General features: G+C 75.1%; 17 protein-coding genes. 4 read left to right on the top strand and 13 right to left on the bottom strand.

Annotated elements, in window-relative coordinates; all coding sequences use genetic code 11:
- Positions 1-23: 23 nt before the first annotated feature.
- From M0638_RS18035 to M0638_RS18020, 4 genes are all read right to left on the bottom strand, one after another.
- A complete protein-coding gene (locus M0638_RS18035) occupies positions 24-410 on the bottom strand; it encodes a hypothetical protein (RefSeq protein WP_248668393.1) in 387 nt (128 codons plus the stop codon).
- A gap of 821 nt (positions 411-1,231) precedes the next feature.
- Positions 1,232-1,627, bottom strand: a complete 396-nt coding sequence (locus M0638_RS18030) for a hypothetical protein (protein ID WP_248668392.1) — start codon at positions 1,625-1,627, stop codon at positions 1,232-1,234.
- Positions 1,628-1,751: 124 nt separating this feature from the next.
- Positions 1,752-2,648: a metal ABC transporter solute-binding protein, Zn/Mn family gene (locus M0638_RS18025; RefSeq protein ID WP_248668391.1), complete on the bottom strand. Its 897-nt coding sequence runs from the start codon at positions 2,646-2,648 to the stop codon at positions 1,752-1,754.
- Positions 2,649-2,762: 114 nt separating this feature from the next.
- Entirely contained in the window at positions 2,763-3,458 is a 696-nt protein-coding gene (locus M0638_RS18020; RefSeq protein WP_248668390.1) for a hypothetical protein, read from the bottom strand.
- A 508-nt stretch (positions 3,459-3,966) separates the two neighbouring features.
- Between M0638_RS18020 and pip the strand changes: the two genes are divergently transcribed.
- Positions 3,967-4,917 (top strand): prolyl aminopeptidase, encoded by a 951-nt coding sequence (pip, locus tag M0638_RS18015; RefSeq protein WP_248668389.1) that lies wholly within the window; start codon positions 3,967-3,969, stop codon positions 4,915-4,917.
- 333 nt (positions 4,918-5,250) lie between these two features.
- On the opposite strand, the gene M0638_RS18010 is transcribed toward pip, so the two are convergent.
- The 4 genes from M0638_RS18010 to M0638_RS17995 all read right to left on the bottom strand — a co-directional run bounded on the left by M0638_RS18010 (position 5,251) and on the right by M0638_RS17995 (position 8,801).
- Positions 5,251-5,451 (bottom strand): Flp family type IVb pilin, encoded by a 201-nt coding sequence (locus M0638_RS18010; protein ID WP_248668388.1) that lies wholly within the window; start codon positions 5,449-5,451, stop codon positions 5,251-5,253.
- Positions 5,452-5,681: 230 nt separating this feature from the next.
- Complete coding sequence (locus M0638_RS18005; protein ID WP_248668387.1) at positions 5,682-6,371, bottom strand: substrate-binding domain-containing protein; 690 nt, start codon at positions 6,369-6,371, stop codon at positions 5,682-5,684.
- A gap of 251 nt (positions 6,372-6,622) precedes the next feature.
- The gene (locus M0638_RS18000) at positions 6,623-7,651 is read right to left on the bottom strand and encodes an amidohydrolase family protein (RefSeq protein WP_248668386.1); all 1,029 of its coding nucleotides are present in this window, start codon (positions 7,649-7,651) and stop codon (positions 6,623-6,625) included.
- Between the two features lie 133 nt (positions 7,652-7,784).
- Positions 7,785-8,801: a catechol 2,3-dioxygenase gene (locus M0638_RS17995; RefSeq protein ID WP_248668385.1), complete on the bottom strand. Its 1,017-nt coding sequence runs from the start codon at positions 8,799-8,801 to the stop codon at positions 7,785-7,787.
- A gap of 588 nt (positions 8,802-9,389) precedes the next feature.
- Between M0638_RS17995 and M0638_RS17990 the strand changes: the two genes are divergently transcribed.
- Both M0638_RS17990 and M0638_RS17985 read left to right on the top strand, forming a co-directional pair.
- Positions 9,390-10,397 carry a LysR family transcriptional regulator gene (locus M0638_RS17990; RefSeq protein WP_248668384.1) on the top strand — a complete coding sequence of 336 codons (1,008 nt, stop codon included), beginning with the start codon at positions 9,390-9,392 and terminating at the stop codon, positions 10,395-10,397.
- Between the two features lie 116 nt (positions 10,398-10,513).
- Entirely contained in the window at positions 10,514-11,497 is a 984-nt protein-coding gene (locus M0638_RS17985) for a Bug family tripartite tricarboxylate transporter substrate binding protein (protein ID WP_248668383.1), read from the top strand.
- 39 nt (positions 11,498-11,536) lie between these two features.
- Here M0638_RS17985 and M0638_RS17980 read toward each other — a convergent pair whose 3' ends face one another.
- The 5 genes from M0638_RS17980 to M0638_RS17960 all read right to left on the bottom strand — a co-directional run bounded on the left by M0638_RS17980 (position 11,537) and on the right by M0638_RS17960 (position 16,975).
- A complete protein-coding gene (locus tag M0638_RS17980; protein WP_248668382.1) occupies positions 11,537-12,511 on the bottom strand; it encodes a Bug family tripartite tricarboxylate transporter substrate binding protein in 975 nt (324 codons plus the stop codon).
- 141 nt (positions 12,512-12,652) lie between these two features.
- Entirely contained in the window at positions 12,653-13,672 is a 1,020-nt protein-coding gene (locus M0638_RS17975) for a Bug family tripartite tricarboxylate transporter substrate binding protein (RefSeq protein WP_248668381.1), read from the bottom strand.
- 266 nt (positions 13,673-13,938) lie between these two features.
- A complete protein-coding gene (locus M0638_RS17970) occupies positions 13,939-14,811 on the bottom strand; it encodes an amidohydrolase family protein (RefSeq protein ID WP_248668380.1) in 873 nt (290 codons plus the stop codon).
- Complete coding sequence (locus tag M0638_RS17965; RefSeq protein WP_248668379.1) at positions 14,808-15,836, bottom strand: Bug family tripartite tricarboxylate transporter substrate binding protein; 1,029 nt, start codon at positions 15,834-15,836, stop codon at positions 14,808-14,810. Before M0638_RS17965 ends, M0638_RS17970 begins: the two co-directional genes overlap by 4 nt.
- Positions 15,837-16,093: 257 nt before the next feature.
- Positions 16,094-16,975 (bottom strand): prephenate dehydrogenase/arogenate dehydrogenase family protein, encoded by an 882-nt coding sequence (locus M0638_RS17960; RefSeq protein ID WP_248668378.1) that lies wholly within the window; start codon positions 16,973-16,975, stop codon positions 16,094-16,096.
- A gap of 575 nt (positions 16,976-17,550) precedes the next feature.
- On the opposite strand from M0638_RS17960, the gene cydD reads away from it, so the two are divergent.
- Complete coding sequence (cydD, locus tag M0638_RS17955) at positions 17,551-19,272, top strand: thiol reductant ABC exporter subunit CydD (protein ID WP_248668377.1); 1,722 nt, start codon at positions 17,551-17,553, stop codon at positions 19,270-19,272.
- The last annotated feature ends 234 nt before the right edge of the window (positions 19,273-19,506 follow it).

The raw sequence follows: 19,506 nt of genomic DNA, 5'->3' as shown, positions 1-19,506 counted from the left end.
CCGCCGGCAGCGCCGCCTCGCTATCAGTCGCAGCGCCTCGCGAGGTCGGCCTCGCCGTCCTGCTCCTCGTTCCCCCGGGCATCGACCACCCGGACGAGGCGAAGGTGATCGCCGTCGAGGCGGACCACGAACACCTTGCCGGCCAGTTCCTGCTCGCTCCGTCGGGACGCGCCGGTCACGGCGCGTACGTGGAAGCTGTGCTCCTCGCCGGCCGTCGTCCACTCGCCCTGGAGGATCAGGTTCGCCGTCAGCATGGTGACCGACCGCGGCGTCAGCACGGCCGCGCTCGGCCCGTCGCAGGCCTTGCCGACATCGGCCCAGACTCCCCACAGCGCCGGCGGCGGCACGGCGGGCTGCGCCCGGACATGGCCGGGGCCGAGCACGGCGGCACCGGCCAGGACGGCCGCCATAATCCTGACTCCGAGGCGCATGCCTGGAACTCCGCTGTCGGCTGGGCCGGGATCGGCCAGCACGGGAGCAGGCTGCGGGCAACGGGCTTGCGGCGCCATGAAGGGCTTCGCACTCCCTGCCGCCGGCGCACCGGCCAGCGACCGCCGGCCGCGGCCACCGGGCACGGCCGTGGCCCATGGCACGGCTGGCCGGCACCGGCCGGAATACCGCCGCCGCCACTACGACCCTCCGGCTCGTCCGGCCGGCAAGGAAAGGGAACGCCTCGTGTCCGTCACCAGGGAGATGCGGATCGGTGCCACGGCGCCGCGTGGCGCCGACAGGCCCATCCGCGCGGTCGGGGCCGCGACCGGCAGGGAGATGGAACCCACCTTCGGCGGCGGGGCGGCCGAGGCGAAGCGCGCCTGCGCCCTGGCCTGGGCCGCCTTCCATTCCTGCCGCGAGACCGCGCCGGAGCAGCGCGCCGCCTTCCTGGAGGCGGTCGCGCGGAACACCCTCGACATCGGCGACGAGCCGCTCGTGCGCGCCATGGCCCGGAGCGGCCTGCCGCGCTGGCGGCTGGCAGGCGGGCGTGGCCGCACCGTGGGCCGGCTCACCGCCACCATCCTGATGGACGAGGGCGACACCGAATGGACGAGGGCGACACCGAGGCCGCGCGACGGCCCCGCACCTCCCGGCCCGCCATGTCGGGCAGTGCCGGGGGCGAACGGGAAGGGCCTCGTGTCCGCCGTGGCCCCTGGAGCGCACTCCCGGCACCTTTCCTCCGGCGCCCCTCGGCGCCCCCGTGCGCAAGGTCCGGGCGGCGCGCGACGTCGCCGGCGTATCAGCGCCGCGTCACCAGCACGCCCAGCATGAAGCCCACCAGCCCCGCGCCGAGCAGCGCGGCCAGCGGCTCGTTCCGCGCCACCCTGCCGGCATAGTGCCCGGCGCGCACCCCCTGCTCGTAGGCCTGCCCGCCGGCGCGCGACACCGTTTCCTTCGCGGTCTGCGCCATCCCGGCCGCCGAGCTGCCGGCGCGGCTGGCCATGTCGGCGGCCGCATGCCCGGCCCGGCTCGCGGCTTCGGAAACCGTGCCGGCCAGATCCTCCACGCGGCGGCGGATGCCTTCGCCCTCGCCCGGCGCCCCGACGGCGTCCGGGGCATTGCCCGCCTCCACCGCGTCCTTGCTGTGCGCCGCCACCGCGGCCGCGCCCGTGCCTTCCATCGGCTTGTCGCTCATCTCCCGTCCCTCGGCGAGTTGCGGCGGGTACAACGCTTCAGGCGGCCCGGCGTCCCGCCGCCGTCGACAAAAGCCGCGCCGGCCGTCATCCCCGCCGGGCGTAGCCGCCCTCCGGCGATCCGCTCTATCCCTCGCCGCGCATCGCCGGCACCAGCAGGCCGACATTGTGACGGATCATCGCCTCGTAGGTCGGGGCGGGCCCGTCGGGGGGGGAGAGCGAGTCCGCGTAGAGGCTGCCGCGCAGCCTCACCCCGGCCTCCGCCGCCAGCCGGCGCTGCGCGGTCTGGTTGCGAAGGTTCTCGACGAAGACGGCGGTGATGTTCTCGGCGCGTATCTGCCGGATCAGCCGGCCGACCGCCGCGGCCGAGGGCTCCGCCTCGGTGCTGATGCCCTGCGCCGCGCGGAATTCCACGCCGTAGGCGGCGGCGAAGTAGCCGAAGGCGTCGTGGGTCGTCACCACCACGCGCCGCGCCGGCGGCACGGTGGCGACCTGCTCGCGCACCCAGGCGTCCAGCGCCCGCAGCCTTGCCGCCAGCGCCTCGCCCGCCGTCGCGTGGGTTGCCGCTCCGGCCGGGTCGGCCTCGGCGAGCGCGGCGGCGATGCGCCGGGCATAGAGCACGGCGTTGCCGACATCCTGCCAGGCGTGCGGGTCGACGGCGCCGCCCGGCAGGCGGCGCGGCGTCACGTCCTGCGCGGCCGTGGCCACCTTCGGGCTGCCCCCGGCGGCACGCAGCAGCCGGTCCATCCAGGGCTCGAAGCCGAGCCCGTTGCGCACGACCAGCGCCGCGTCGCGGATCGCCGCGGCATCGGAGGGACGGGGCTGGAAGTCGTGCGCGTCGGCGTCCGGCCCGACCAGCACGCGCAGGCGCGCGCGATCGCCCGCCACCTGCCGCACCAGGTCGCCCAGGATGGAGAAGGAGGCCACCACGGCGACCGGCGCCTGGGCGCGGGCGATTCCGGCGATGCCGGGGAGCAGGGCGAGGCCGAGCAGGCCGCGGCGCGGCAGGGGAGAGGAGAGCATGTTATAATATAACATGACCATGCCGCGCAGGCGAGACGGCCCGCCCCGGGCCGGCGCCCCGCGCGGGCGGACCGCGCCGCGGCGTCACCGCCGCGAGGGCGGCCGGCGCGGCGCCTATCGGCGGCGCCGCAGCAGGCGGCCGAGGCGGCCGAACAGCCCCTCGCCGCGGCTGGCGATCTTCTGGTGGCTCACATGCGGCCGCCGCGCCGGCGGCGGCATGGCCGAGGCGATGGTATGCCGGCCGGCATCGTGGTCGGCGATCAGCCGCCGCTCCAGCGTCACCACCTGCATCACCTCCTCCGGCGGATCGGTGCGGCCCAGCGCCTCGGCCGTGCTGTCGGCATCCTCGAAGGCGCCGGCACGGCGCAGCGCGTCGATCACCCGGACGGTCTGCTCGGCGTCGAGGCGCGGGCCGCCGCGCCACAGCGCCACCGCGTCCTGCCGCCAGTGCTGGGAGAGATCGTCGCGGCCGAGATCGTCGGCCACCCAGGCGGCCTGCAGCGTCGCCTCGGCGGCGGCATGCAGCGCCCCGGTCTCCTCGAGCACGTGCGCCCAGGCCAGGAAGCGGCGGGCCAGCAGCGGGTGGCTGGTCTCCACCAGCAGGGCGCGGAAGGGGGCGGCGGCCACGGCCTGCGCGGCCGCCGGGTGGGCCCGGCCGATGTCGGGCGCGGCGTAGCCGCAGCTCGGGCACTGCTGCAGCCAGCGGGGCATGGTGGAGCGCACCGGCTCGCCCGGACGCAGGTCGAGATCGGGCGGCTGCTCGGATTGCAGGGGGCGGAAGGGCGGCTGCCGGCTCTGCGTTCCGCACACGGCGCAGCGGATGCCGTCCTGCGCGGCGCCTGCTCGCGGTTGTGCCGAAGGGGACAAGGCCATGTCACAAAATCTAGGTGCAAATGTCGCAGACGCGAAGAGGGCCGTGCGTGCGTGCGCCATAATCTGCTGCCGCCACCCCCGGTCGCCCCGGTCCGGCCGGCCGGTTGCCGGTCCATCCGGCGCCGGCGGCCACCCGGGCGACGCGCGCCGGCCGTCAAGGCCTTTCCCGGCGGCGTGCACGCGCTCCGCGAATCGTGAAGCGCCGGGCCCTGCCTGGGAAACGCCGTTGCCGACGGGCGGAATTGGCCGCGGGGCCGGAAATCGTGGCTACGTGCCGCCCCGGCGGAGGCGCGCATCGCCGGGGCCGGCCGCCGTCGGCATTCCCTTTTTCCCAGCCTTCCGAGGCACTTGTCGCCGTTCCGCCGGTCCGCGGGGGCGCCTTCCCGGCGGCGCCGGCAGAAGCCGGTGCTTGCCGAGGACCGGCGGTCGCGACAATTATCGGGAAATGCCCCGTGGCGACCTGTTTCCCGATATCGCTCCCTACGAGACCGGCCTGCTGCCGTTGTCAGGCGGGCATGTCATGTACTGGGAGCAGGTCGGGAACCCGCGCGGCCAGCCGGCCCTGTTCCTGCACGGCGGCCCGGGCGCCGGCGCGGGCGCGGTGCATCGGCGCTTCTTCGATCCCGGCCACTGGCGGGTGGTGATCTTCGACCAGCGCGGCGCCGGGCGCTCCCGCCCGCTCGGCGAATTGCGGGACAACTCCACGCCCCATCTCGTGGCCGACATCGAGGCGCTGCGCCGCTTCCTCGGCATCGAGCGGTGGCTGCTGTTCGGCGGCTCCTGGGGCTCGACCCTGGCGCTCGCCTACGTGCAGGCGCACCCGGAGCGCGTGGCGGGCTGCGTGCTGCGCGGCGTGTTCCTCGGCCGTGCCAGCGAGGTGGACTGGTTCCTCTACGGGCTGCGCCGCATCTTCCCGGATGCCTGGACCTCCTTCGCCGAGCACCTGCCGGCGGAGGAGCGCGGCGATCTGCTCGCCGCCTACCTGAAGCGCCTCTGCGACCCCGATCCGCAGGTGCACCTGCCGGCGGCGCGCGCCTGGAGCCAGTACGAGGGCTCCTGCTCCACCCTGCTGCCCAACCCGGACACGGTGGCGAGCTTCGCCCAGGACCGCACCGCCCTCGGCCTCGCGCGGATCGAGGCGCACTACTTCGCGCACGACCTGTTCCTGCCGCCCGAGGGCCTGCTCGGCGGCATGGGCCGCATCGCCCACATCCCCGCCGAGATCGTGCAGGGCCGCTACGACATGGTCTGCCCGGCCGAGACCGCCTTCGACCTGGCCGCCGCCTGGCCGCGCGCGCGCCTGACCGTGGTGCCGGACGCAGGCCACTCGGCGCTGGAGCCGGGCGTGCGCACGGCGCTGGTGGCGGCGGTGGAGCGGTTCCGCCGTCGCGGCTGAGGCCGCCGCAGGGCACGCCCCCGCCGAGGGGCGCATCGCCGCCCTGCCAGCGGCCGCACGCCCCGCCGGCGGGATCGGGGCGCCGGAGGGTGCCAGGTCCGGCCGGCGCGTGCCGGTCCCGGGACCGCCGGCGGCGGCGGGAGGCGCGATCCTGCCGACGCGGCGTTCCACCGCGCGCCGGCCCGGGCGCGAGGCCGGGACCGTCCCGCCCCCGCGGGGGCCGCTTCACGGGGCGCGCCGGCGTGCGCACCGGGGCGCGGGCGATGCCCGCCGCCTCGGCTTGGTTCCGCCGCGATGCGGGGTGGGCGCCGTGCCGCCGCGCGGCGCGAGGCGTCAGCCGAGGCTCAGCTTCGCCGCGAGGCCGTTGAAGAAGGTATTGACCGAATTGCCGAAGGCGCCGACGCCGGCGGTGATCACGACGGCGATCAGGGCCGCGATCAGCCCGTACTCGATGGCGGTCACGCCGCGACGGTCCGCGCGCAGGGCGGCGAATCTCGTGGCGAGGGCGAGGGGCAGGTGTTGGAACGACAGCATCGGTGGAAAATCTCCATGGCCGCTGCAAGGCAGGCTCGGCGGCCCGAGGGGTTGCAACGGGCTTCCTGCCCAGGGTGCGGCGGCGTTCCGGACCCGACGATCCGGCAAGGCTCGCGCCGTTCGGACCCTACCGGACAGAATTTACCCTGGGTTTAAGCGGCCTCGCCGCCGGCCCCGGCCCCCGCCCCGGATCGCCCCATGCCCCGCGCCTCCTGCCGGTGGCCGGGGGGTCAACCCGGCTCCATGCCGTGGCGGCGCTTGACCGCCGCCGCCTCCGGGGCGTTCAGGGCCGCGACCAGCGCCCGGACGGCATCGGGCTGCCGGGAGGCACGGCCGATGCCGGACGAGAACAGGGTCATGGACTGGATCGGGGCGGGCAGCGGGCCGATGACGTCGATGCCGGGCAGGCCGAGCAGCTCGCTCAGCTGCTGGAAGCCGAGCTCGACCTCGCCCCGGGCGAGCAGGGTCCCGACCGGCACGCCGGGCGGCGCCTGCACGAGGCGGTCCGCGATCGCCTCGCCGATCCCCCAGCGTTCCCACAGCGCCTTCAGGTAGCTGCCGCTCGGGCCGGTGGAGAAGCCGATCCTCGGCGCCGCCAGGACCGCCTGCCGGACCGCTTCCGCGTCGCCGACAGCGGGACGGGGCGCGCCCTGGCGGATCGCCATCGCGATCCCCGACCGGGCGAAGCCCGTCCGGCTGCCGGGCACGATCCATCCCTCGCCTTCCAGCGCCTCCATCGCGTCCGACGCCAGCAGGACGAGGTCGAACGGCTCGCCGGCCCGCACCAGCCGCGCGGCCTCCACGCCGCCGACCGACCGGATCGAGACCTGGCGGCCGGTCCGCCGCTCATGCGCCGCGCCGAGCTCCGCGAGGAGCTGGCGCGTCGCCATCGAGGAGATGCCCGTGATCCGGTCGCTCATGCCGACCCTTTCCCCCGTTCCGGGCCGGCCGCGCGCCGGCCCACGCAGACGCGGACCGTCATCGGTCCACGCATCGCAGCCCGGCCCCAGCGCCGGCCCCTGGCCCCGGCGAGGGTATCGCGCCTCCCGCCGGGGGCCGGCCCGGGCGCCCCGGCGCCGGGCCGCGTGCGCCCCGCCCCCGCGTTCGCCGCCCGATCGGCGCGGGCGATGCCGCGCCGGGCGATGCCGGGTCCGGTCATGCCGCCGCCCTCCTACCTGCCGCGTGCCCTGAGCGCGGCATCGAGGCGCGGATAGACCCGGCGCGCATTGCCCTCGTAGACCTTGTGGCGATCCTCGGGGCTCAGGTTCGCCGTCGCGTCGACGTAGCGCTTCGTGTCGTCGAAGTGGTGGCCCGTCTCGGGGTCGATCCCGCGCACCGCGCCGATCATCTCGCTGGCGAACAGGATGTTGTCGACCGGGATGACCTTGGTCAGCAGGTCGATGCCGGGCTGGTGGTAGACGCAGGTGTCGAAGAAGACGTTCCGCAGCAGGTGCTCGCGCAGCAGCGGCTTCTTCAGCGCCTGGGCGAGGCCGCGGTAGCGCCCCCAGTGATAGGGCGCCGCGCCGCCGCCGTGCGGGATCACGAAGCGCAGCGTCGGGAAGTCCCTGAACAGGTCGCCCTCGATGAGCTGCATGACCGCCGTCGTGTCGGCGTTGATGTAGTGCGCGCCCGTGGTGTGGAAGCAGGCGTTGCAGCTCGTGGAGACGTGGATCATCGCGGGGATGTCGAATTCCACCATCTTCTCGTAGATCGGGTACCAGTAGCGCGCGGTCAGCGGCGGGCTGCGCCAGTGGCCGCCGGACGGGTCGGGGTTCAGGTTGATGCCGACGAACCCGTATTCCCTGACGCACTTCTCGATCTCGGCGACGCAGGTCCGGGTGTCGACGCCCGGACTCTGCGGCAGCATGGCGGCGCCGGCGAAGTGGTCCGGGAAGAGCTGCGAGACGCGGTGGCACAGCTCGTTGCAGATCCCGGCCCACTCGGCGGAGACGGCGAAGTCGCCGATGTGGTGCGCCATGAAGCTGGCGCGCGGGCTGAAGATGGTGAGGTCGCTCCCGCGCTCGCGCATCTGCCGGAGCTGGTTCTGCTCGATCGACTCCCGCAGCTCGTCGTCGCCGATGCGCAGCTCCGAGGCGCGCGGCCTGGCCGACGGATCCGTGATGCCCGCGATCTGGCGCGCCCGCCAGTCCTCCAGGGCCTTGGGGGCCGTCGTGTAGTGGCCGTGGCAATCGATGATCATGGGCCGTGCTCTCCTCGGCTTCTTCCGGTCATGCCGGCGGCGATGCGTCCCGGTGCGCCGCCGCGATCCCCGGTCCGGCCGCTGCGGCGCGGCGGATCGGGCGGGCGGGGGATGGAGAGGTTCGTGGCGAACCTCAGGAGGCGATGCCGCTGCCGGCGAGGTCGTCCACGCCCGCGACCAGCTCGTCGCCGTGCCGGTCCGGCAGGGGCGGCGTGCCGTGGGTGTGGAAGCTCTCGATGGTCTTGAGGCCCCAGGCCTGGCCCTTCCGGCGCTCCGCCTCGGTCCAGACGATCGGCTGCCAGTCCGGCGCCAGCACCAGCCGCGCGCCGGCGTTGGCCACCTCGACGCGGTTGCCGCCGGGCTCGTAGACGTAGAGGAAGAAGGTCTGCTGCACCGCGTGCTTGTGCGGGCCGGTCTCGATGAAGACGCCGTTCTCCAGGAAGACGTCGGCCGCCTGCAGGATGGCCTCGCGGCTGTCGAGGGCGAAGGTGATGTGGTGGAAGCGGCCGCGCACGCCGTGCGCCTCGCGCGTGTAGGCGAAGTCGTAGCTCTTGTTGGTGCAGGTGAGCCACATGCCGGCCTCGGTGCCGTCGTCCAGCACGATCCGCTCGGTGTTGCGGAAGCCGAGGTAGCGCTCGAAGAACTCGCGGTTCTCGCGCACGTCGACGGCGAGGCAGTTGAAGTGGTCGAGCCGGCGGACGTTCACGCCGCGCCCCGGGAAGCGCTGCGCCTGGTTCTTCAGCGCCGGGCGCAGCGCCTCGGGCGCCCTGTACCACTCCGTCTCGTAGTAGAGCTCGATCAGGTGCCCGTCCGGGTCGCGGAAGCGGAAGCCGGGGCCGTGGCCGAATTCGCCCTCGTGCCAGCCTTCCGCCAGCCCGGACCGCTTCAGCGCCGCGACCCGGCGCTCCAGCGCCTGCGGGCTGCGTGCGCGGAAGGCGGCGTGGCCGAGGCCGGAGGTCTTCGCGGCGGTGAGCTGGAGCGAGTAGCACTCGTAGTCGTCCCAGCCGCGCAGGTAGACGCTGTCGCCCTTCCGGCCGCTCTCCGTCATGCCCATGACGTCGACGAAGAAGCGGAGCGATTCCTCCGGCCGCGGCGTCAGCACCTCGAGATGGCCGAGATGGGCCACGTCCATGATCGGTTCGTCGTGCATCTGTTTCCTCTCCTCGCCCGGAGGATGTCCTCCCGCCTGAAGGACGGCCGTCGCGCGGGGCGGCCCCGGGGCGCCGGGGAGCGGCGCCCGGGGCCGGCCGCCTGCCGCATGCCGGACCGGTCCATCGGCAGGAGGCGGGCGAAGATGCTCCCTCCCGGACGCCGAATTCTGTCGGGCGCGAGACTAGGCCGCTTCGTTCCGGGCATCCCCATTCAATTTTCCGCCCTGCTCATAACCGGGAGTTATATGCCCGCGGTCGGCGCCGGCCGCTCCGGCCTCTGCCCCCATGCCGCCTCCGCGCCGCCGGGCGAGTACGTTCCTGCCCGGAAATGCTCTAGCATCGCCCGATGCAGGCCCGGCTTCCCGCCGACGACGCGGCCGGGCCGGCCATCGCATCGTCGCATCCCGCGGGCCAGGACATGGAATCGGCGCGAACCCTCCTCCTTCCGGACGACTCCGGGGCCGGCCGCAACGCGGGAATCGCGCGCCGCGTGCATGCCGGGAGGAGCGCGGCGGCCCGGGTGGCCCCGGCGGCCATGATCGCCCGCCCCGGGCCCGCTCCCCGCGCCGGCGGCTGAACCCCGCCCCATGCGCAACCGTCGCTACCTGGATCAACGGTTGAAGCTGCACCATCTCCGGGTGGCCGAGGCGATCACGAACCAGCGCAGCCTGCTGAAGGCCGCCTCGGTGCTGGCCGTCAGCCAGCCCGCCCTGACCAAGACGCTGCAGGAGGTGGAGGAGATCCTCGGGCAGCGCCTGTTCGACCGGCTGCCGCGCGGCATGCGCCCCACCGAGGCGGGCGGCGTCTTCGTGCAGACCGCCCGCCGCATCCTCGCCGAGCTGCGCCGGCTCGACGACGAGCTGGAGCGGATCGCCGACCCGGCCGGCGGCGCGGTGGCGCTCGGTGCCCTCCCGGTCGCCGCGTCGGGCGTGCTGCCGGGTGCCCTGAGCCGGCTCAAGCGATCCCATGCCGGCATCCGGATCCAGCTTCAGCAGGGCCGCACCGAGGAGCTGCTGCCGCTGCTGGCCGCCGGGGACCTCGACCTGATCGTGGGCCGGCTCTACGAGCCGGCCCTGGCGGACGGCTTCCAGCGCGAGCCGCTATGGGAGGAGCCCATCTCCATCCTGGCCCACAGCGCGCATCCCATCTTCGGCCTCGACGCCGTGACCTTGGACGCGCTGCGCCGGTACGACCTCGTGCTGCCGACGGTCAGCCAGCGCGTCGGGCAGGAGATCGACTTCCTGCTCGACCTGCTCGGCCTGGAGCAGGCTTCCTCGCTGCGGGCCAGCTCCTACGGCTTCATCCGGGAGATGCTGCACGCGACCGACCTCATCTCGGTCATGCCGCGCCTGATGATGGCCGGCGACCTTCTGCGCGGCACGCTGCGCGTGGTGCCGCTGCCGGTGCCCGCGCCGCCCCGGCCGGCCGGGCTGATCCTGCCGCGGAAGCGGGCGCTGCCGCCGGCGGCCCAGGCCTTCGTCGAGGCGCTGCGCGCGCATGTGCGCGAGATCGGCGAGCGCGGCATCACCGCTATAACCGGCGATGATGGCAGGGCCGGAAAAAGCGATAGGACGCGGGAGGACGGCACGCCGTAGCTTCGCCACGGCCGGCGGCGGGAAGCCCCGGCGCGTGCCGCGCGGCGGCCGGTGCCGTCCGGGCGGGAATCGCCGTCGCGGATCGCCGGCAGCCGGCACCAAGGGAGGAATCGTCCATGCTCACCCGGCGCCATCTCGTCGCCACCCCGCTTGCCTGCGCCGCGTCCGCGCTGCTCCAGCCCCGCGCGCGGGCGCAGGAGGCGGAATGGCCGGGCCGGCCGGTCACCGTGATCGTCCCCTGGCCGCCGGGCGGGCCGACCGACGCCTTCGCGCGACTGATCTCGCAGCGGCTCTCGACCGATCTCGGCCGTTCCTTCGTGGTGGACAACCGCGGCGGCGCCAACGGCACGATCGGCATGACCGCCGCCGCGCGGATGCGGCCGGACGGCTACACGGTGGTGATCACCCCGAACAGCACCTACGCGATCGCGCCGCACCTCTACCAGCTCGGCTACGACAACGAGCGCGCCTTCGTCGGCGTCAGCCTGCTGGTCTCCAGCCCGCTCTTCATGCTGGTGCCGAAGGATTCGCCGGTGCGGTCGGTGGCCGAGTACGTCGCGCTGGCCAGGCGGCCGGGCGCGCGGCAGGACTACGCCAATGCCGGCGTCGGCGCCACCTCGCACCTCGCCACCGAGATGTTCCTGCAGATGGCGGGCATCCAGGTGAACGAGGTCGGCTACCGCGGCGGCGGGCCGGCGATCCAGGCGGTGCTGGCCGGCGAGGCGGGGATGTTCTTCATGCCGGCGGCGGCGGTGATGTCCTACATCCAGTCGGGCGACCTGCGCGCCCTGGCCGCGACGACGCGCGAGCGCAGCCCGCTGGCGCCGGCCGTGCCGACCTTCCAGGAACTCGGCTTCGACGGGTTCGAGGTGGTGGAGCATGTCGGCCTGCTCGCCCCGGCCGGCACGCCCGAGCCGATCCTGCGCCGGCTCAACGAGGCCGCCGCCGCCGCGCTGCGCGCCCCCGACATGCAGCCGCGGCTGCAGGCCATGGCGGTGACGCCGGAGGCGCGGCCGATGGCGGAATGGCCCGCCTACTTCCGCGCCGAGAACGACAAGTGGCGCGACTTCGTGAAGGCGCGCAACATCCGCGTGCAGTGAGGGGCGCCGCCGGCCCGGCCGGCTCCGACGCGGGCGGGATCAGTCGGCGCGGATGCCGGCGGCGCGGATCACCGCGCCCCAGCGCTCGCGGTCGGCGGCGATGGTGGCGCGGAAGGCGGCCTGGTCGCCGGCCAGCGATTCCATGCCGTTCTCGGCGAGGCGGCGCCGGAATTCCGGCTGCGCCGCCACCTGCTCCAGCGCCGCGACCCAGCGCTCGACCACCGGCGCAGGCAGCCCCGCCGGGCCGGAGAGGCCGAGCCAGCTCGTGACGGTGAAGTCGGGCAGCGTGTCGCGGATCAGCGGCGTCTCCGGGAAGAGCGGCGAGGCGCGGGCGCCGCCGAAGGCCAGCAGTCGCAGGCTGCCGTCGCGGATCTGGCCGATGAATTCGGGGAAGTTCCCGAACATCATGTCGATCCGCCCGGCGGCGATGTCGACGATGGCGTTCGCGCCGCCGCGATAGGGCACGTGCGTCATGCGCACACCGGCCAGCCGGGAGAACAGCTCGCCGGCCAGGTGCTGGCTCGTGCCGTTGCCGGTGGAGGCGTAGGTGAGCCGGTCCGGGTTGGCCTTCGCGTGCGCGATCAGCCCCGGCACGTCGCGGAACGGCGCGCGCGGCGTCACCACCAGCGCGTTGATGACGCCGGCGACGTTGGCGACGGGCGTCAGGTCCCGGTCCATGTCGATCGGCATGCGGTAGCCGGGAAGCTGCGGCAGCACCGCGTAGGCGCTCATCGCCGCGATGTAGAGCGCGTGGCCGTCGGGCGGCGACTGCGCCACCGCCTGGGCCGCGATCAGGCCGGAGGCGCCGGTGCGGTTCTCCACCACCACGGTCTGGCCGAGCGCCGCGCGCAGCGGCTCCGCCAGCAGCCGGGCGAGCAGGTCCACCGTGCCGCCGGGCGAGAAGCCGACGAGCAGGCGCACGTCGTGGTCCGGGAAGGCGGCGCGGGCGCGGCCGGGCCGCAGCGCCAGGGCGAGCAGGCCCGCGCAGGCGGCGCGTCGTCCGATGGTCGGCATGGGCTTCGACTCTCTCCGTTCGTGTTGCTGCCCGCATGGGCCTTCGGGGTGCTGCCTCGGACCTCGAATCGAGCGGGGCGGCCGAGGGGGCTTCGCTTCCTGGCGGTGGCGCAGGGGGCGCAGCCTACCCGCACTCGCGTTTCAGTCCGGCCGCACGTTCGCGCTGCGGATCAGCGCGCCCCAGCGTTCGCGCTCGGTGCGGATGAAGGCGCCGAAGGCTTCCGGCGTGCCCGGCGCCGCCTCCGCGCCCTCCGCCGCCAGCCGCGCCTTCAGCGCCTGGCCGTGCAGGATGCGGGTGCACTCGGCGTTCAGCCGGTCGACGATCGCGCGCGGCGTGCCGGCGGGGGCGACCACGCCGTACCACTGCACCGCCTCGAAGCCCGGCACGCCCTGCTCGGCGATGGTCGGGATGGCGGGCTCGGCGGCGAGGCGGCTCAGGCCGGAGACGCCGAGCGCCCTGACCTGCCCCGCGCGCACCGCCGGCAGGGCGGGCGGGCCGCCGGTCATGGTGAGGTCGATCTGCCCCGCGATCAGGTCCGTCATCATCGGCCCGGTGCCGCGATAGGGGATGTGCGTCAGGCTGATGCCGGTGGCGGCGGCGAAGGCGACCATGGCGATGTGCGCCGCGCTGCCGTTGCCGCCCGAGCCGTAGGTGAAGGCGCCCGGGTTGCGCTTCGCCAGCGCCACGAGGCCGGGGACGTCGTTCGCCTCCACCTTGCGCGGGTTCACCACCAGCACGTTCGGCACCACCGCCATCAGGATCACGGGCTGGAAGGAGGTGACCGTGTCGAAGGAGAGGCCGGGGTAGAGCGCCGGGTTCACGGCGAGCGTGCCGATATGGCCCATCAGCAGCGTGTTGCCGTCCGGCGCCGCGCGCGCCACCACCTCGGTGCCGACCGTGCCGCCGGCGCCCGAGCGGTTCTCGACGATGAACTGCTGGCCGAGCGATTCCGAGAGCTGCTGCGCCAGGGCGCGGGCCAGGATGTCGGTGGAGCCGCCGGGGGTGAAGGGGACGATCAGGCGCACCGGCCGGTCCGGCCAGTCGGCGGCGCGGGCCGCCCGGAGGCCGGGCGCGGCGAGCCCGGCGGCGGCGCCGAGCAGGAGGGTGCGGCGGCCCGGATGGGTGGACGGCCTGGCGTCGGCCGCTGCCGTCATCGGCATGGTTCTTCTCCTTGGACGCAACCTGGGGGACGCAACCTGGGGGACGCAACCTGGGGGACGCAGCCTGGGGGACGCAGCCTGGGGGACGCAGCCTGGGGGGCACGGCTTCGAGAAGGCGGCTTCGGGAAGGCGGACTGGGGCCGGGATTCCAGGAGCGCGGCGCCGGGGGCGTGACGTCCGGTGTGGCGCCGGCCCGCGCGCCTGCGGGCGCCCCCCGGAGGTCGGCCTCCGGGGAGGCTCAGCCTGCCCGGTTCGGCCCACCCAAATCAGCCTGCCCAGTAGAGCCGGTCGGGATTCCCGACCAGGATGCGCTGCCGCACCGCCGCGTCCGGCGCGGCCAGGGCGAGCAGGTCCACGAGGTCGCCGTCGTTGGGCATGTCGCCGCTGATGTTGGGGTGCGGGAAGTCGGTGCCCCAGAGGCAGCGGTCGGGCGCCGCCTCGATCAGCTGCGCGGCGAAGGGCACGGCGTCGTGGAAGGGCGCGCCGGCCGAGGAGACGCGCTCCGGGCCGCACACCTTCACCCAGGCCAGCTCGTTGCGCATCAGCTCCAGCAGGCGGCGGAAGGGCTCCTGCTCCAGCCCGTTCTTCGCCTGCACGCGGCCCATGTGGTCGATCACGAAGGGCACTCTGATGCGGCGGATGCGCTCGGCGTGCTCCAGGATGTCGCCGGCGTCGAGATGCAGCACCACGTGCCAGCCGAGCGGCTGGATGCGGTCGAGCACGCGGTCGAACACGTCGAGGTCGGGCGTGCCGCCGAGGTGCTTCACGAAGTTGAAGCGCACGCCGCGCACGCCGCCGCGGTCGAGTTCCTCCAGATCGGCGTCGGTGACGGTGCCGTCCACGATGGCGACGCCGCGATAGGCGCCCTCACTCGAAGCGATGGCGTCGAGCATCGCCGCGTTGTCGGTGCCGTGGCAGCTCGCCTGCACGATCACCGCGCGCTCGATGCCAAGGATGCGGTGGAGGCGGCGCAGATCCTCGACCGGCGCGTCGGGCGGGGTGTAGGAGCGGTCCGGCGCGTAGGGGAATCTGTCGGCCGGGCCGAAGACGTGGCAGTGCGCGTCGCAGGCGCCGGGGGGAAGCTTCGTGGCGGGTACCTTCGGGTTCGGGTCCGGCGCCTTGCAGCTCTTGATGCTCATTGCCTCTCGATCCTCGCCTGTTCGATCACGCGGGCCCATTTCGCCGCCTCGCGCTCCATGAGCTGGCCCAGCGCGGCCGGGGTGCCGCCATGCGCCTCGACGCCGGCATCGAGGAGCTGGCGGCGGATGCCGGCATCGGCCAGCACCTCGTTCAGCGCGCCGTTCAGCCGCGCGACGGCCGGCTCCGGCGTGCGGGCGGGCGCCACCAGGGCGTTCCAGGAGGTGACGTCGAAGTCGCGCAGGCCGGGGATGTCCGCCGCCTCGCGCAGCGTCGGCACCTCCGGCAGGTTGGCGGCGCGCGCGGCGGAGGTGACGGCGATGGCGCGCAGCGAGCCGTCCTTGAGCTGGCCCATCAGCGGCGCCACGATCTCGAACGCCACCGTCACGTCGCCGCGCAGCAGCCCGGTGAGCAGCGCCGGCGTGCCGGAGAAGGGCACGATGGTGGCATCCAGCCCGGTGGAGATGCGGAACAGCTCGGCGGCGAGGTTCTGCGTGCTGCCGACGCTGATCGTGCCGATGTTGGTGCCGGCCGGGTCGGCCTTCAGCTTGCGCAGCAGCGCGTCCACGTCGCGGATCGGGGAATTCGGTGCCACCAGCAGGGCGATGCTGAAGCTGCCCATCAGCCCGACCGGGGCGAAGTCCCGGATCGGGTCGAAGGGCAGGTGGCGGAAGAGCGACCGGCTGATCGCGTTGGCGTTGGTGGCGACCATCAGCGTGCTGCCGTCCGGCGCCGCGCCGAGCAGTGCCTGCCCCGCGACGATGCCGCCCGCGCCGGGGCGGTTGTCGATCACCACGGGCTGGCGCAGCTTCTCGGCCATCGCCTGCCCCACCGTGCGGGCGGTGAGGTCGGCGACGCCGCCGGCGGCGTTGGGGACGATGACGCGGATCGGCGCCGCGCCGCCGGTCTGCGCGGCGGCCGGGGCGATCCGGCCCGCCCACAGGCCCAGGGTCGTCGTGCCGAGGGTCGTGCCAAGGGTCGGGGCGACGAGGAGGCCGCCGAGCAATCGGCGGCGTGAGGCCGGCATGGATGCCCTCCGTTCCCGCGGCCTTGCCTGGCCGCTTCATGGGTTCACTTCGTGGGAGGCTGCGCCGGCTGGGCCGGTGCGCCTCGTCGTCGGGAAAGCGCCCGATACACACGGCGACGTCCGCCGTCCCGTCCGGCACTCTCCCCCGGCTTCCGCGCAACGGATCGTCGGGGCGTTGCGGCTTCCTTCGGGATCCCCTTTCCGCAGGACCGGCCGGGCGGTCCCGCCGCCGGCATGGGCCGAAAAGGGGAGGGCGGCTACGCCGCCCCGCCCTGGCGCATCGCGGCCGCGACCGAATCCAGCAGCGTGTCGAGATCCTCGGTGGCGAGGCCCGCCTTGCCGATGGCGCGGCCCTGCTTCCAGGCCCAGTCCTGGCGCTCAGCGATGGCGCTGGCGAGCAGCGGCGCGACGCCGGCCTCGTCCACCGTGCGCGCCACCTCGCGCATCTCCTCGGCGCGGCGCTTGCCGTGGATCAGCGCGCGGCTGATGACGTAGCGGGCGAGGCCGCGCCAGTCCTCGTGCGGCAGCGTGTCGGCGAGGGAGCGCAGCACCTCGTCCTCGACGCCGTAGTGGCGCGCGGCGAGCATGCACTCGGTGGTCAGCGCCTCCAGCCCCTTGACCATCACCGAGCGGCACATCTTCACCGAGGAGGCCTTGCCGATCGGGCCGGGAAAGGCGGTCAGCCGCATGTCGAAGGGCGCCATCAGCGCGATGAAGCCCGCCGCGTCCGGGCCGCCGAGCAGCATGGGCGAGCGCAGCCCCTTCGGCGGCACGCTGCTCATCACCGCCGCCTCGACGTAGCGGCCGCCGGCGGCGCCGACCGCCGCCGCCGCCTCCTGCTTGGTGCCGGGGGAGACGGAGTTCACGTCCACCACGAAGGGCGCGTGGCCGAGGCCGCCCGCCAGCGAGCGCGCCGCCGCCAGGGCCGAGCCGGCGGTGACGGCGACGAACACCACCTGCGCCGACGCGGCCGCCTCGGCGGCGCTGCCGGCGACCTGGGCGAGGCCCGAGGCGCCGGCACGCTCCCGCGCGGCCGGGTCGGTGTCGTAGGCGACGATGCGGCCGGCGCCGCCCTGCCGCAGGTCGCGGGCGAAGATGCCGCCCACCTCGCCGAAGCCGATCATCGCGAAGTCCGTCACCGGGCGTTCCTCCTGTCCTGTCCTGGCGCGATGCCGCCGGCCCTCTTCTCCCGCCGGCGTCTCCCGCTGGGCGGGCGCGCCGCGATCTCCGTGCCGCGTCGTCCCGTCCACGCGGCGCCCGACATCCATGCCGGATGCCTCCGGCGACCGGGCGCCCCGGATCGTGTGGTCCGATCGCGTGGTCCGGTCGCGACGGTCCGGGATCGGGGCTCCGGCGGTCGGGGCCGCGCGCTGCCGGCGACGATGCGGGGTCGGCAGGGCGCGGCGCCGGTACCCCCACTGCTACCCCGCCGGCCGCACGCCTGTCCCATAGCGATTTCCGAACCACCTATCATGCCGGGTTATAGCGGGCGTCGCCGCCGGGACGTCCCCTTGCCGCGTCCGCCCGGTGCCGGCCAGCCGGCGCGGCCCATCGGCGCCCGCCCGCCGCCGCGCGCCGTCGCCCGGCGGCACACGGGGGCTGCGGACGCATGCCCGGGCGCGATCCCAGGGATGCGTTCCCGGGGCATGTGCCGCCTCGCGCGGCCGCCCCGCGGAGTCGCAAGCGGGGCGACAATGGCGTAGACCGGGCCGCGATGCGCCGCCGATCCGTCCCCCGCTCCGCCACGCCCGACACGGCCGGGGATGCCGCCGCCCGCGCCCTGCTCGCGCGCGAAGGCCGCGCCGGACGCCGGCGGCAGGCCGCCCCGGTCCTGCTCGGCCTGGCCGCCGCGCTCTGCGGCATCGCCCAGGCCTGGCTGATCGCCCGGCTGCTGGCCGCCCTGCTCGCGCCGCTGCTCGGCAACCCGGCCGGCGCGGCGGGCTGGCCGGAGCTGCTCGGGGCGGCGCTGCTCGCGCTGCTGCAGGCCGGGCTCGGCGTCGCGCAGGACCGGGCGCAGCTCGCCGCCGGCATCGCCGCCCGCGCCCGCCTGCGCGGCGCGGTCTTCGCCCGGCTGCTCGCCGACGGGCCGGCCGACGAGCGCCCGGTGGGCGAGCGTGCCACCCTCGCCGTGGACCGGGTGGAGGCATTGGACGGCTACTTCGCCCGCTACCGCCCCGCCGCCGCCCTGGCGCTGCTGGTGCCCGCCCTGGTGGCCGCCGCCGCCGCGCTCGCCGACCCGGTGAGCGGCGCGGCCCTGGCCGTCGCCGGGCTGCTGGTGCCGGTGGCGCTGGCGCTGACCGGGATCGGCGCCGCCCAGGCCAGCGCGCGGCAGTTCGAGGCGCTGCAACGCCTCTCCGGCCGCTTCCTCGACCGCATGCGCGGCCTGCCGACCCTGGTGCTGTTCAACCGCCAGGAGGCGGAGGCCGGGTCGCTCGGCCGCGCCGCCACGGAGCTGCGGCTGCGCACCATGCGGGTGCTGCGCGTCGCCTTCCTCTCCGGCGTGGCGCAGGAGCTGCTGGCGGCGCTGGCGCTGGTCTGCCTCGCCATCCACCACGGCGCCGAGTTCCGTGCCGGCGGCGGCGACCTCGCGGCGGCGCTGTTCACCCTGCTGCTGGTGCCCGCCTTCTTCGCGCCGCTACGCGCCTTCTCGGCCGCCTACCAGGAGCGCCTCGCCGCGCGCGGCGCCGCCGCCGCCCTGGCGCCGCTGCTGGACGCCCCGGTCGAGGCGGGCGGGCTGGTGCTGGAGGAGGTGCCGCCGCGCGTCGTGCTCAGCGTGCAGGACGTGCATCTGCGCTACGACCCGGCCCGCCCGCCGGCGCTGGACGGCGTCTCCTTCCGGGTGATGCCGGGCGAGACGCTGGTGCTGGCCGGCCCCTCCGGCTCCGGCAAGACCAGCCTGCTGCGCGTGCTGCTCGGCTTCCGCCGCCCCGATTCGGGGCGGATCGCGATCAACGGCAAGGACGCCACGCTGCTCGCCCCGGCCGAGCTGCGCCGGCTGTCGAGCTATGTCGGCCAGCGCGCCCACCTGTTCCGCGACACGCTGCGCGCCAACATCCGCCTCGCCCGGCCGGAGGCGACCGACGCCGAGGTGGAGGCCGCCGCCGAGGCGGCGCGCGTGATGGAGTTCGCGGCGGCGCTGCCCGCCGGGCTGGACACGCTGGTGGGCGAGGGGGGCTACGGCCTTTCCGGCGGCCAGGCGCAGCGCGTGGCGATCGCCCGCGCCTTCCTGCGCGACGCGCCGCTGCTGCTGCTGGACGAGCCGACCGCGCATCTCGACCCGGGGACCGAGGCCGAGGTGCTGGAGAGCCTGCGCCGGCTCTGCCTCGGGCGCACCGCGATCGTGGCGACGCATTCGCGCGCGGCGCGGGCGACGCTGGGGCGGGTGCTGGAGCTGTCGGCCGGCCGGGTGGTGCCGGTGGCGCGGGCGGCGGGGTAGGGCGGGGTGCGGCCGGCGCGGGGCAGGGGCTTGCGCCCCTGCGTCAAGGAGGGCGCTGCCCTCCTTGGCATCCTCCCGCCAAGGGGCGAAGCCCCCTTGGATCCCCCTTTTCGGCAAGGATGGCCCGGCTGTCGAAACACCCGAGGCCCCAACGGAAAGAGGTCCAGGAGGGCTTCGCCCTCCTGGCGGATGGGTTCCAGGGAAGGCGGAGCCTTCCCTGTACGGAAGGGGTCC

The sequence above is a fragment of the Roseomonas acroporae genome (genome assembly GCF_023223525.1).
Lineage (GTDB): Bacteria > Pseudomonadota > Alphaproteobacteria > Acetobacterales > Acetobacteraceae > Roseomonas_E > Roseomonas_E acroporae.
Note: the sequence above shows the minus strand (reverse complement) of the source record. Positions and strands in the feature narration are given on the sequence as shown.